Origin of the sequence: Pleomorphomonas sp. NRK KF1, assembly GCF_023721755.1 — a bacterium.
Taxonomy (GTDB): domain Bacteria; phylum Pseudomonadota; class Alphaproteobacteria; order Rhizobiales; family Pleomorphomonadaceae; genus Pleomorphomonas.
The window spans coordinates 227549-240774 of record NZ_JAMDLH010000005.1 but is presented as its reverse complement, the minus strand read 5'-3'; the positions used below and the strand labels follow the sequence as shown (position 1 = coordinate 240774).

Sequence of the window (13226 nt, the reverse complement as noted above, 5' to 3'; positions counted from 1 at the left end):
AGGCCGGGGTTACCGGCCTGAGTTCTGGGAGGAAAGCTGGAGTGCCACGGTGGATCAGGAGGAAGATCCAGACGGAAGACCGACGAAGCAGCGCTCACAAGTCAAAGGTCTCATGTTGCCTCAATTTGCGCCATGTCAAATTTTTGGCATGTCTGTATAAAATGCGAGCAACTGCCGCATCGACAGGCTGTCGCGCAGATTGATCTGCGATCGCGGCGCGCGGGGTGGGCAACAACCGTCTTATCCCTCGTTTGCCGGCCCGACGCGGTTGGTTTATGAGGAGGCGACAGGCGGTGGGGCATGAGCGATCTCAGCGAGGCGATGGCCGAGGGCGAGTCGATGGCGGACGACGAGGAGGCGGCTGCTGTGAGGCGATCTGGCTGGCGGATCTGGCTCAGAAGGCTGTCGATCGCCGCAGCGGTGGTCGTCATCCTGCCCTTCGTTCTGACGCCGCTCTACATTTTCGTTCGTCCGGTATCGACGTTGATGGTCGGCGATCTTCTCAGTTTCCAGGGCTACAGTCGCCAGTGGGTCGATCTCGACGACATCGCACCGAGCATGAGGCAGGCTGTGGTGATGAGCGAGGACGGCCAGTTCTGCTTTCATGACGGCGTCGACTGGGAACAGCTTCGATCGGTGCTGAGCCGCGATGGTGGCCCCAACCGCGGGGCGAGCACCATCACGATGCAGACGGTGAAGAACGTCTTCCTGTGGCCGTCTCGCTCCTACATCCGCAAAGGCCTGGAGATCCCGCTCGCCCTTTATGCCGACCTCGTCTGGTCGAAGCGGCGGACGCTGGAGATCTACCTAAACATCGCCGAACTTGGCCCTAACGTTTACGGCGTCGAGGCGGCTGCCCAGTATTACTACAAGAAGTCGGCGTCGAAGCTGAGCCGGCGCGAGGCGGCGCTGATCGCCGCCGCGCTGCCCAATCCTGCCATTCGCAACCCTTTGAAGCCAAGTCGGGCACAGAAGACCCTGGCCCGCATCATCGAGCGTCGGGTCAGTCAGTCCGGTGCCTATGTCGAGTGCCTGAAGTCGTGACGACTGCCCATCGGGATTGCGACGGAGCGCGCACTTTTTTCCGGGCAGGCACTGGCAAAGTGGCGCATCAGTCTGTATAAGGCCGCATCTTTAGGAACGAGCGCCCGCGCGCCCGAATGGTGGACCATTGCGGTTCTCCCTTCCGAGCGGGCGATGGAGTAGAAGACAATGGCAGTTCCCAAGCGAAAGACCTCGCCGTCCAGGCGTGGCATGCGTCGGTCCGCCGATGCCCTGAAGCAGCCGACCTACGTCGAGGACAAGACCTCGGGTGAGCTGCGTCGTCCCCATCACGTCGACCTCAAGACCGGCATGTACCGCGGTCGCCAGATCCTGGCCCCCAAGGAAGCCTGACGAGAAGGATCCGCTCGGCCGTCGATGGCGGCCGGGATCGACTTGAAAAGAGCCGGTGCATTGCGCCGGCCTTTTTGTTTTTTGGGGGGGCGGGATCAGTACTCGGCGGTTCCGAAGAAGCCGGGCTCGAGGTCTGTGACGCGGCGATAGCCGTCGCGATAAAGCGCGTCGGCTCGGGCGACGATCTGCAAGGGGTCGCGGCGGACGCGGCGTTCGCCGCTGCCGGCATCGCCGAGGCCCAGGGCAGCGAGTTGAGCCACGAAGGGGGCCGAGGCGGAGCTGTTCGCCGATGGTGCGGTGGAGCGATGGCCGGTCCTGCTCCCGGTCTCGGCGCGAGGATCAACGAGGGCGAAGGACCGCTGGTTGTCGCTGTCGGCGGAGGCGCGCTCCGCCGCTTCGACATAACGACCGGACGCGCGGCGGGCCGCCCTTTCGAGGCTTTGGCCGCCGACGCTTCCGCCGATGGAGCCTACCGATCCGATCATGGTCACGGGCCTTTCAGGAACTGTGCCGTTGCGGCACAAGTCGTGTCGACTCGAGGGTTGCCCAGCAACCGGCGCGCCAGATCCTGAGAATGGTTAAGAAAGACTTAATGCGCAAGACCAGCTTCGGAAAAAGAGCCGATGGTCTCTGCATTTCGCGCGTGGATCGTTGACGGACGGAACAAAAACGCGGTTCACCTGGTAGGGGCGTTGCGGTAGGTGTTCCAAAACGGCGAGGACGGCGACAGATGGATGACGATCTCGTTTCACCGGATGGACACAGGCTGGCAGGCGTCGACTGCATCAGCGCGGCGATGGCGGCAGCGGGCATAGCCGCTTTCGACCACAACTACGCAGAGGACCGCTTGCGCTGGTCCTCGAATGCCGGCGAGGTCCTGGATCTTCCCGCCTATGAAGTGCCACTCTCTGGCCGTTCACTCCATCGCCTGATCGGGCCGCAGGCGGAAACGCTGAGACTTGCAGCGACACCGCCCCCCGTGTTGCCGGAAGACCGAATAAGCCCCGACTATCGGCTCGTCTACGATTTGATGCCGCGTGGAGGCAAGCCGCAGGGCATACGCGTCGAGGAGAGCGGCAGCTGGTATGGGCCAGCCGGACAACCGGCGCTCGGAGCCCGTGGCACCGTCCGCGTCCTGCCGCGAGATACGGAGACGACCGCGCCCATTCGTCTCTACGGGCCGGATCGGCGGCTCGACCGTGACGAGTTGCTGCAAAGCCTCGACGATCGACTGAAGCTGCTGGAAGCCGAGGGGGGCTCGGCGGTGTTTCTGATCATTGCCGTGCTCGACATTGGCCGTATCAACGCCAACTTCGGCTACGAGGCTGGCGACCGGGTGATCGACGTCGCCGGCGAGCGCATTCTGCGCCGGATGCGACAGGGCGACGTGTTCGGCTCGTTCTCGGGCCACAAGTTCGGCGCCATCCTCAATGATTGCGACGAGCATGCGCTGATCATTGCCGCGGAACGATTCCGCGATGCGGTGCGCGACGAGGCGATCGACTGCGATGGCGCCTCCGTCCGTGCCGATGTCGCCATCGGCGCGGTGATGCTGCCTCATCACGCGCTCACCGGCGCCATGGCCGCCAACCGGGCGGAGGAGGCGCTGGGCGATGCGCGGCGCGACGTCGACCGCCATCTCACTCTTTACGAGCCCTCGGCCGCCCGCGATGCCCTCCGCCGCCGCAACGTCGAAGTCGCCGAGACCATCCAGCGAGGACTTGCCGAGGATCGTTTCGTGCTGGCCTACCAGCCGATCGCCTCGGCCGTCGACCGGACGATCATTTCCTACGAGGCGCTCAGCCGACTGGTCCTGCCGTCGGAGGAGATCGTCTCTGGCGGCCCTTACGTGGAAGCGGCCGAAAAGCTCGGCTTCATTCGCCGGCTCGACATGCGGGCACTGACGCTGGTGATGGCCGATCTCCAGTCTTCGGCGTCCCTCAGGCTCTCCGTCAACGTGTCGCCGGAAACGCTGGCCGATCCGGCCTGGCTCAGCATGCTGGTGGCCGGTGCCCGCCGCGACGGCGACGCGCTCAGGCGGTTGACCATCGAGATCACGGAGACGGCGGCGTTGTCGCGCTTGGACGATCTCCGGCACATGGTCGCCACGGTGCGCGATATAGGCTGCCGCATCGCCATCGACGACTTCGGCTCGGGCCACACCTCGCTTCGGATGCTGCGCGACATCAAGCCGGACTGGCTGAAGATCGATGGTGCGTTCATCCGCGATATCGGGCATGACGCCGACGCGGTCGTCTTCGTCAAGGCTTTGACAACGCTTGCAGGCCACTTCGGCATCCGCACGGTGGCCGAGTTCGTGCAGGACGAAGCATCGGCGGCTCTGCTCGCCGAGCTCGGCATTACCGCCTTCCAGGGAAAGCTGATCGGGGAGCCACGCCTGCGGGTGGGACCGGGCGCCACGGTGCTGGATGGCCTCGATGACGAGGGCTGGCTGCGTGGGCCGGTTGTCATCGCGCCGGCCTGAACGGGTTTATTCGGTTTCCGGCGCCAGCCGGTCGAGCCGCCGCCGCATGGCTTCCAGCTCGTCGCGCAGGGCGTCGATGTCGGAGGCTCGGTTTTCGGCGGGGGGCGTCTGATTGTCCGGGCCTTCACCGGGCAGGGCGGCGCGGACGGCACGCTCGAAGGACTCCGCGTTCAGGCGAACCTGCTCACCCAGCTTCTCGCTGAGGGCCGGTGCGCCCAGCGCTTCGCCGGCGATGCCGCGCATTTTGCCCTGTTCTCGGGCGAACTGGCCGATGGAGTACTCGAGGAAGGCAGGCACCATCGCCTGCAACTCGTCGCCGTAGAAGCGGATGAGCTGGCGAAGAAAGTTCACCGGCAAAAGATGGGGTCCGCGCGTTTCCTCCTCGAGGATGATCTGGGTCAGTACCTCGTGGGTAATGTCCTGATCGCTTCGGGCGTCGATCACCACGAAATCGACATTGGCGCGCACCATGGCGGCGAGGTCTTGCAGGGTGACATAGCTCGACGTCCCCGTGTCGTAGAGACGGCGATTGGCATACTTCCGGATGACGGTACCCTGCCTTGTCCTGGACATCGGGAGCCTCTTGCCGCGTCGCCGCGCTCCATCGCGGCTTAGCCAGCATATGGGCAATGATGCGGTGCAGCCAAGTCTTTTGCCCCGCACTTATTCGATTTTGCAGTGCGGCAGAACGCTTCTCCCAACGGATAGCCGGAGAAAGGTGCCAAAGCCCGAAAGGACTGGTATTGTATAAACTTGCACCGGCTTTCGGAGGAGATCACGGTGCGTGCCGAGCGGGCGTCGAGGGATCGGGGAGGCATGATTCGCGTCATCACGGCCTTGTCGGGGCTGGTGCTGGTCGTCCTGGCGTTGCGCCTGGCGATGGCGCCTCTTTTTCCGCTCGACAAGTTCGTGGAGCCGACGATCGCCGCGTTTGAGGCGGACACCGGCACGACGGTCAGAATCGGCGAGGCCGACTTGCAACTGCTGCCGACGCCCCGCGTCGTGGCCTCAGACGTCGGGATCGAATTGCCCGACGGTCTGGGCACTGTGCATGCCGATCGGCTTCTGCTCGCCCTCAATCCCGTGCCCTTTCTGTCCGGTTCGTCCGAACTCAGCGGCGTGACGGTCGAACGGCCGGTTCTGCGTCTTTCGCTCGGGGAAGGCGATCTCGACCCGGCCAAGGCGATCGGTGCCCTGGCCGGCCTTGCCGATCGCGCTTCCGCCCGGCATTTTCAGGCACTGGACGGGCGGCTTACGTTTTCCGCGCGCGGCGCGGAAGCCAGCCTTGATGGGGTGGTGGCGTCGGCCAGTCGTGCGGGCGATGCCGATCGTCTTTCCTTCAAGGCAACGCTGAATGGCACTCCACTGTCGCTGACGGTCGAGGCGGGATCGGCGGGCGCCACACGGGCGCAGCTTGTCGCTCCGGCGCTGAATCTTGGTCTCGACGGCGGGTTGGCGGGCGGTGCCTTTGCCGGCCGCCTCGACCTTTCGGTGCCGGACGCCGCCACGCTCGGTGGCCCTTCCGGAGCGGTAAAGCTCGAGGGCGCCATCACGCTATCGTCCGGTCGGGTCGAGATGGTCGACGCCACCGCCAGCCTCTTTGGCAGCACGGGGCGTCTGTCCGCAGCGTACGATCTTGCCGGGCCGCGTGCATCCGTCGATGTCCATGCCGATTTCGGGCGACTACCGGCGAGCTCCCTGACGGCGTTGGCCGCGCTTGCGAGCCGGATCGGGTTCGATCCGCTCGGCGGTGCTGCGCCCTTCGATGCCGGTTTCGACCTGAAGCTTGCAGAAATGGCTTTCCCCGGCGGTAGCCTTCGCAAGATTCGCGTTACCGCCGTTGACCGCGAGGGGCGCTTCGGTGCGCGTATCGACGGGTCGGTGGGTGAAGGCGTGGTGTCCGGTCGGGTTGATCTCTTGCCCGCCGACGAAGGCCGGCGGCTCGGTGCTTCCCTGGCCGCCAAGAATGTCTCGGTTGCCGACGTTGCGGCAATGGCGGGCGTCGCCTCGCCGCTTACGGGCCGCCTTTCGGCGGATCTCCGCATGTCGGCCTATGGGCAGTCGGCCGAAGAGCTGGCGGCGACACTCGCCATTGACGGTGCCGGCCGGCTTCGCGACGGATTTCTCCGACAACTGCCGCTCGTCGGCAAGGTGGCGTTGCCGGCATTGAGCGATCTTTCCGCCGATCTTTCCATTATAGGCCTCGACAAGCCGGCGCGGCTGACCGGGCAGGCGAAGGCGTCGTCGGGTGTCGCCACATTCGAGGTCGAGGCGGCACCGCGCCGGCTGATCGAGGGTGGTGCGTCGCCGGTCCTGGCCAAGCTCGATGGACCGGCGCTCTCCATTGCGTTCGACGGCACGATTGATCCCGTTGCCGTTGCTGCAGACGGCAGTCTGGCTTTGACGACTCGCCGGCTTCCAACGCTTGTGGGGGTTGCCGATCTGCCGCCGAATGCCTCTCTGGATGGGCAGTTCGAAGCCGGTGTCGGACGCCTGACGATGGCCGACGCACGCCTGTTGCTTGGAGACAGCGCCTTTGCCGGTGTGCTTGATCTGACCACCTCCGGCGATCGTGGCCGACTCACCGGGCGCCTCAGCGGCGATACCATCGACATTTCGGCGCTGGCCGGCGCCGTTGCCGGCACCCTGTCCGGAGCCACTCGATCACTCGGGGTCGACGCCGATTTGCGTATCGAAGCAGGGGGCATCGCGGCCGGCCTGTTGGCCGCCGCCGCCGCCCCTGTCGATCTTCGCCTGGACGACAAGAGGGCCGAAATCGAGCTCTCCCGATTGTCACTTGGCGGTGGCAGTGGCGCGGCGACGCTGACAGTCAAGGCCGGCAGCCGGCCAACCTTCACCGTCAAGGGGCGTTTGGAGGGCGCGCGCCTCGCCAGCCTTGCGCCGCTGATCGGCACTGTCGCCGACGGTGAGTTCGGTCTTGTCGCAGATATCGTTGCCGAAGGGCGGACACAGCGAGACCTATTCAACTCGGCCATCGGCACTGCCGGCTTCTCGGTCTCGCGCGGCGTTCTCGACGGCGTCGATCCCGTGGCGTTGCTCGGCCGCGTGGCCCGCGCCGTACAACGCGGCTTCGGATCGGATGCGCGACGGGTCGGCTTCGATACCCTGTCCGGCCAGTTGAAGCTGTCAAAGGGCGTCGTGACGAGCGATGACCTCGCCTTCGCTGCCGGCGATCTTCATCTGGCGGGCGCCGGCAGTCTCCGCCTTGGGAACGGCGCCCTGGATCTGCGGCTCAAGCCGAAACTGGATGGATATCCCGATTTCGAGGTGCCGGTGGCCATCGTCGGCCCGCTTGCCGCGCCTCGCCTCTATCCCGATCTGCCGGGTCTTCCGGCCGACCCAACCTGGGGGTATGCGCGCCTGGCAACCATGAAAGGCGGCTTCGCCCGTCTGGTCGAAGGCGAGGGGACTGTCCCGAAGCTCGAAGCCGTCAAGCCGGACGCCATGACATCAATGATCGACCAACTTGCCGAACCATCCGGGCCGGCAGACACGCTGCCCGTGCAAGCCGCCGCACCGGCGGTCGTCACGCCCCTTCCTCTTGCAAGACCGGCCGACGCCCAGTCCGCGCCACGGCGAGAGAAGGAAGTTGGGCGCTCGCCTCTTCCTACCGGAGGACCGCTCGACCTCGGTGCGCTCGGGAAATCCGGAAGCGTCGCGACGCCGGCCGTCGCGCCGCGCTCCTCCTGCCGGCCGGGGCGTGACGGCCGCTGCATTCCCTGACGACGTGGCTCAACCGCGCCAGTGTCGGCCGTCGAGGCGAAGGCCGAAGGTGTTCGGACGGCGGGCGAAATCGACGAGGCCGGCGAGCGCCGGACGGTCGTGGACGATGATCGCCGTCGGTAGCGAGGCCATAAGTCCCTGGTGGGGGTACTTGTCCTCGAAGGCGGCCCGGAAGCCCCCCTGCTGCAGCACCTTGACGATGCGCGGCGCGATTCCGCCGGCCAGATAGACGCCGCCATGGGAGAGGAAGGTCAGGGCAAGGTTGCCGGCAATGCGGCCGAGGTGCTCGGCGAACAGCGCAACCGTTTCGACGGCCATCGGGTCGCCCGCCTCGGCGGCGGCGGTGACGGCGGCCGGGGTGTCGCAGGCCGGGAGGGCTTTGCCGGCGGCGGCGACCGCCCGGTAAAGGCGCAGGAGACCGGAGCCGCAAATGATGGTCTCGCCGGTGACCCGGCCACCGGCTCGCTCGATGTGCGGCCAGATGTCGTAGTCGCGGGCCGTCACCGGAGCGAGGTCGATGTGTCCGCCCTCGCCGGGAACCGGCACCCAAAGGCCGGCTGCGTCGACCAGACCGGCGGCGCCGAGGCCGGTGCCGGGGCCAATTACCACCTTGGTCCCGCGCTCCGGCGGCAGGGTGCCACCGACGGCGACGAGATCCTTCGGCTTCAGGCCGGGCAGGCAAAGGCCGAGCGCCTCGAAATCGTTGAACAGGATGACGTGCTCAAGCCTGAAGCGTTCGACGAGACGCTTCGGGGTAACGACCCACGGGCAGTTGGTGAGCTGGGTACTCTCCTCGCCGATGGGGCCGGCCAGCGCAAAGACAAGCGACTTCGGGACGGGGGCGCCGGCATCGATCACTGCGCCCTGGATGGCGTCCTCGATGGTCGGAAACAGTCGCGTCTCGACGGTATCGAAGTGACGGATTTCACCCTCGGCATCGACGAGGAGGGCAAAGCGGGCGTTGGTGCCGCCGATGTCGGCGAACAGGACCGGAAAGGTGACGACGTTGGAAACGCTCTGGGACATCGTGATCTTCGCTCAGTCGGAGGAAACGGGAGAGAGGGGGGCAAAGCCGTCGGCGCGGATCAGAAGCTCCGCCGTTGCACGGTTGAGCGCCATCGGAATGTCGTAGACGACCGACAGGCGGGTGAGCGCCTTGACGTCGACGTCGTGCGGCATCGGCGACAGGGGATCTATGAAGAAGATGAGGCCGCTGAGCCGCCCCTCGGCGATCATGGCGCCGATCTGCTGGTCGCCGCCGAGCGGGCCGCTTTTCAGTCGGGTGACGTCGAGAGCGGGGCAGGCTTCCCGGATCCTGCCGCCAGTGGTGCCGGTGGCGAACAGGCGGAAGTCCGACAGCCGCCGCTCGTGGGCGCGAGCGAAGGCGACCATCTCGTCCTTCCTGGCGTCGTGGGCGACGAGCGCAATGGCCGGGGCGATGGCGGTTGCGATGGGCGCGGTCATCGTGTCCTTCGGGTGCAGCAGGGAACTCGCTGGGCACGCTCTTAGCGCCTTTCCCCCTGAAACGGTATTGGTTTTGCGCCTCGCTCCTCGGAAATTTCGGCTGCGAGGGGCTGTTATCAGGCTAATCTAGGGGCAAACACGTAAAGTCGGCTTGGTGGGTTGCGCCGTGATATCGGCGCGCTACGCCATGCCACAGCGGCGGAGCGGCGCGATTCCGCAGTTGCTGACGCGTTATCCGGCAGCGGCTGCCTTCCCCGAAAGCGTTGTGCATCAATATTGTCCATTTGGTCAAAAACAGAAGAAAGACGATGCAAACGCGTAGAAAGCATGCTTAGGTATGCGCCACTCGGGGGAGGGGCAATTGGGGTTTCCTCCGCCGACCAGCCCGAACGGGGGCTCCTTCCAAAAGGGGTGAGGAACACGATGATCAACAAACTGATCGGCGCTACCTTTGTCGCAGCCATGCTGGCGAGCACGGCCATGGCCGCGGACGTCAAGCCGGCGCTCGTCTACGGAACCGGTGGCAAGTTCGACAAGTCCTTCAACGAAGCGGCCTATGGCGGCGCGGAGAAGTTCAAGGCCGAAACCGGCATCGAGTACCGCGATTTCGAGCCGACCGGCGACACCCAGGGCGAACAGGCGATCCGCAACTTCGCCTCCAAGGGCTTCAATCCGGTTGTGGCCGTTTCCTTCGCCTGGACCTCGGCCATCGAGAAGGTGGCGACCGAGTTCCCCGACACCAAGTTCGTCATCGTCGACGCCGTCGTCGACAAGCCGAATGTTCGCTCGGTGGTCTACAAGGAAGAGGAAGGCTCCTACCTCGTCGGCACCGTCGCCGGCCTGTTCTCGAAGACCGGAAAGGTCGGCTTCGTCGGCGGCATGGACATTCCGCTGATCCGCAAGTTCGAGTGCGGTTACGAGCAGGGCGCCCGCGCTGCCAAGGCCGGTAACGAGGTCCTTCAGAACTACGTCGGCACCACCGGCGCCGCCTGGAGCGACCCGGTGCGCGGCGGCGAGCTCGCCAAGGGCCAGATCGATCAGGGCGCGGACGTGATCTACGCGGCGGCTGGCGCCTCGGGCATCGGCGTGCTGCAGACGGCGGCCGACCAGGGCAAGTATTCGATCGGCGTCGACAGCAACCAGAACTATCTGCATCCGGGTTCGGTGCTGACCTCGATGGTCAAGCGCGTCGATCTCGCCGTCTACAACGCCTTCACCGACGCCAAGACCGACAAGTTCACGGCCGGCGTGCAGGCGCTGGGCATCAAGGAAGACGGCGTCGCCTGGGCCTACGACGACAACAACAAGCCTCTGATCACGCCGGAAATCCTGGCGGCGGTCGAGAAGGCCAAGACCGACATCGTCTCCGGCGCGGTCAAGGTGCACGACTACATGTCGGACAACTCCTGCCCGAAGTGATTTCACCGTCATGAGGGCGCAAGGCATGGCCGGTTTTTCGGGCGTGCCTTGCGCCTTTTTCGTATCCGGAGCCGTCAAGCCGTGAGCCCAACACCGACCGCAGCGCCCGCCATCGAACTGATCGGCATCGACAAGAAGTTTGGCGCCGTCCACGCCAACAAGAACATCAACCTCACCGTCGCCAAGGGCTCGATCCACGGCATCATCGGCGAAAATGGCGCCGGCAAGTCGACGCTGATGTCGATCCTCTACGGCTTCTACCATGCCGACGCCGGTTCGATCCGCATCAATGGCCAGGCCACCGTGATCGATGACAGCCAGGCGGCCATTACCGCCGGCATCGGCATGGTCCATCAGCATTTCATGCTGGTCGAGAATTTCTCCGTGCTCGAGAACGTCATCCTCGGCGTCGAAGGCGGCGCACTGCTCGGCCGCGGCGTTTCCGAAGCGCGGTCGGCGCTGAAGCGCCTTGAAACCGACTACGGGCTTGAGGTCGATCCCGACGCGATCATCGAGGAACTGCCGGTCGGCTTGCAGCAGCGTGTGGAGATCCTGAAGGCGCTCTATCGCGGCGCCGAGATCCTGATCCTCGACGAACCCACGGGCGTGCTGACGCCGGCCGAGGCGGATCACCTGTTCAAGATTCTGGGCGTGCTGCGCGACCAGGGCAAGACCATCGTTCTGATCACCCACAAACTCCGCGAGATCATGGCCATTACCGACACGGTTTCGGTGATGCGGCGCGGCGAGATGGTGGCGACCCGGCGAACCACCGAGACGACGGTCGAGGAGCTTGCCGAACTGATGGTCGGCCGCCGCGTGCTGCTGCGTGTCGAGAAGGGACCGGCGGCGCCGAGCGATATCGTGCTGTCGGTTCGCAACCTCACCGTCAAGGACGGTCGCGGCGTGACCATGGTCGACAACGTCTCGTTCGACGTGCGGGCCGGCGAGGTGGTCGGCATTGCCGGCGTCGCCGGCAACGGCCAGTCGGAGCTTCTGGAGGCGATCACCGGCATCCGCAAGCCGGCGTCAGGCGAAATCCTGATCCACGGCAAGCCGGTCACAGGCTTCGATTCCGCCCGTCTAAGGGCGCTCGGCCTCGGCCACATTCCCGAAGACCGGCATCACATGGGCCTCGTGCTGGGGTTCGAGGAAAGCGAGAACTCGGTTCTCGGCTATCATCGCGACTCCCGCTACGGCCGGGGACCGCTGCTCGATCTCGACGCCTGTCGCGAGGATGCCAAGGCCAAGATCGAGAAATACGACATTCGCCCGCCCAACTGCCGGCTGAAGACAGCCAATTTCTCCGGCGGCAACCAGCAGAAGATCGTCGTCGCCCGCGAGATCGAACGCGACCCGGCGCTTCTTGTGGTGGGACAGCCGACGCGCGGCGTCGACATCGGTGCCATCGAGTTCATCCACCGTCGGCTGATCGCCATGCGCGACGCCGGCAAAGCGGTGCTCCTGGTGTCGGTGGAACTCGATGAGATCCGCTCCCTTTCCGACCGCATCCTCGTGATGTTCGCCGGCCGCGTGGTTGGCGAGAAAACGCCGGATACCGGTGAACAGACACTCGGCCTGATGATGGCCGGCATTGCCGCGTGAGGCCGAGATGAGCACCGCGTCCGTTCCGCTTCCCAACTGGATCACCTACGGCCTGATGCCGTTTCTCAACCTCGTGGTCGCCTTCCTGATCTCCGGCGTCGTCGTCTGGTTCATCGGGGAAAGTCCGCTCGATGCCGTGACGCTGCTGCTGCAGGGCGCCCTCGGCAATGGCGAAGGCATCGGCTTCACGCTGTACTATGCCACCAACTTCATCTTCACCGGCCTGTCGGTGGCGGTCGCCTATCATGCTGGCCTGTTCAACATCGGCTCGGAAGGCCAGGCCTATGTCGGCGGCCTCGGCGCGGCGCTCGCCTCGCTGGCGCTCGACCATTACGTGCCCTGGTACGTGACGATGCCGTTCGCCGTGGCCGGCGCGGCGATCTTCGGCGCCGCCTGGGCGCTGATCCCGGCTTGGCTGCAGGCCAAGCGCGGCAGCCACATCGTCATCACCACCATCATGTTCAACTTCATCGGCGCGGCGATGATGGTCTATCTGCTCGTCCACGTGCTGATCGTGCCGGGCAAGATGGCGCCGGAAACCCGCGTCTTCCTGGAAGGCGGCCAGTTGCCCAAGCTCGACTGGCTGATCGCCATGTTTGGCGGCAAGCTCGGCCCGGCGCCGTTCAACGTGTCCTTCCTCATCGCGCTTTTCATGTGTGTCGTGGTCTGGGTGCTGATCTGGCGGACCAAGCTCGGCTACGAGATCCGTACGCTGGGCGCCAGCCCGACGGCCGCGATCTACGCCGGCATTCCCTATGTGAAGACGGTGATCATCACCATGCTGATCTCCGGCGGTCTTGCCGGCATGATGGCGCTCAATCCGGTGCTCGGCGCTTCGGCCCGCCTGCAAGTGGAGTTCGTCGGTGGCGCCGGTTTCGTCGGCATCGCCGTGTCGTTGATGGGGCGCAGCCATCCGCTCGGCATCGTGCTCGCCGCCATCCTGTTCGGCGTGCTCTATCAGGGCGGCGACGCCCTGTCCTTCGACATGCCGAAGATCACTCGCGACATGATCGTCGTCATCCAGGGTCTGGTGATCCTGTTCGCCGGCGCCCTCGAATACCTGTTCCGCCCGGCCATCGTCCGGGTGTGGCAGCGGTTCGGCAAGGCCTGAGGA

Annotated in this window: 11 protein-coding genes; 7 read left to right on the top strand and 4 right to left on the bottom strand. The window is 65.4% G+C overall.

All coding sequences use genetic code 11. From position 1 onward, the window contains the following. Window positions 1-300: 300 nt before the first annotated feature. Complete coding sequence (mtgA, locus tag M4J39_RS14485) at window positions 301-1044, top strand: monofunctional biosynthetic peptidoglycan transglycosylase (protein WP_251729114.1); 744 nt, start codon at window positions 301-303, stop codon at window positions 1042-1044. A 168-nt stretch (window positions 1045-1212) separates the two neighbouring features. After that, entirely contained in the window at window positions 1213-1395 is a 183-nt protein-coding gene (gene rpmF / locus M4J39_RS14480) for a 50S ribosomal protein L32 (RefSeq protein WP_251729113.1), read from the top strand. 95 nt (window positions 1396-1490) lie between these two features. Here the strand turns inward: rpmF and M4J39_RS14475 are convergent, their stop codons facing one another. Further along, window positions 1491-1886, bottom strand: coding sequence for a hypothetical protein (locus M4J39_RS14475; RefSeq protein WP_251729112.1), 396 nt, complete (start codon window positions 1884-1886; stop codon window positions 1491-1493). Window positions 1887-2125: 239 nt separating this feature from the next. Between M4J39_RS14475 and M4J39_RS14470 the strand changes: the two genes are divergently transcribed. Then, window positions 2126-3880, top strand: a complete 1755-nt coding sequence (locus M4J39_RS14470; RefSeq protein WP_251729111.1) for an EAL domain-containing protein — start codon at window positions 2126-2128, stop codon at window positions 3878-3880. 6 nt (window positions 3881-3886) lie between these two features. Here the strand turns inward: M4J39_RS14470 and phaR are convergent, their stop codons facing one another. Continuing rightward, window positions 3887-4453 (bottom strand): polyhydroxyalkanoate synthesis repressor PhaR, encoded by a 567-nt coding sequence (gene phaR / locus M4J39_RS14465; protein ID WP_251729110.1) that lies wholly within the window; start codon window positions 4451-4453, stop codon window positions 3887-3889. A gap of 243 nt (window positions 4454-4696) precedes the next feature. Between phaR and M4J39_RS14460 the strand changes: the two genes are divergently transcribed. Beyond that, window positions 4697-7624 carry an AsmA-like C-terminal region-containing protein gene (locus tag M4J39_RS14460; protein ID WP_251729109.1) on the top strand — a complete coding sequence of 976 codons (2928 nt, stop codon included), beginning with the start codon at window positions 4697-4699 and terminating at the stop codon, window positions 7622-7624. 9 nt (window positions 7625-7633) lie between these two features. Here M4J39_RS14460 and glk read toward each other — a convergent pair whose 3' ends face one another. Beyond that, the gene (glk, locus tag M4J39_RS14455; protein ID WP_251729108.1) at window positions 7634-8650 is read right to left on the bottom strand and encodes a glucokinase; all 1017 of its coding nucleotides are present in this window, start codon (window positions 8648-8650) and stop codon (window positions 7634-7636) included. 12 nt (window positions 8651-8662) lie between these two features. Then, a complete protein-coding gene (locus M4J39_RS14450) occupies window positions 8663-9088 on the bottom strand; it encodes a methylglyoxal synthase (protein ID WP_251729107.1) in 426 nt (141 codons plus the stop codon). Window positions 9089-9511: 423 nt separating this feature from the next. Between M4J39_RS14450 and M4J39_RS14445 the strand changes: the two genes are divergently transcribed. From M4J39_RS14445 to M4J39_RS14435, 3 genes are all read left to right on the top strand, one after another. Next, complete coding sequence (locus M4J39_RS14445) at window positions 9512-10507, top strand: BMP family protein (protein ID WP_251729106.1); 996 nt, start codon at window positions 9512-9514, stop codon at window positions 10505-10507. Window positions 10508-10588: 81 nt separating this feature from the next. Continuing rightward, window positions 10589-12112, top strand: coding sequence for an ATP-binding cassette domain-containing protein (locus tag M4J39_RS14440; RefSeq protein WP_251729105.1), 1524 nt, complete (start codon window positions 10589-10591; stop codon window positions 12110-12112). A 7-nt stretch (window positions 12113-12119) separates the two neighbouring features. Continuing rightward, window positions 12120-13223 carry an ABC transporter permease gene (locus tag M4J39_RS14435; protein ID WP_251729104.1) on the top strand — a complete coding sequence of 368 codons (1104 nt, stop codon included), beginning with the start codon at window positions 12120-12122 and terminating at the stop codon, window positions 13221-13223. The last annotated feature ends 3 nt before the right edge of the window (window positions 13224-13226 follow it).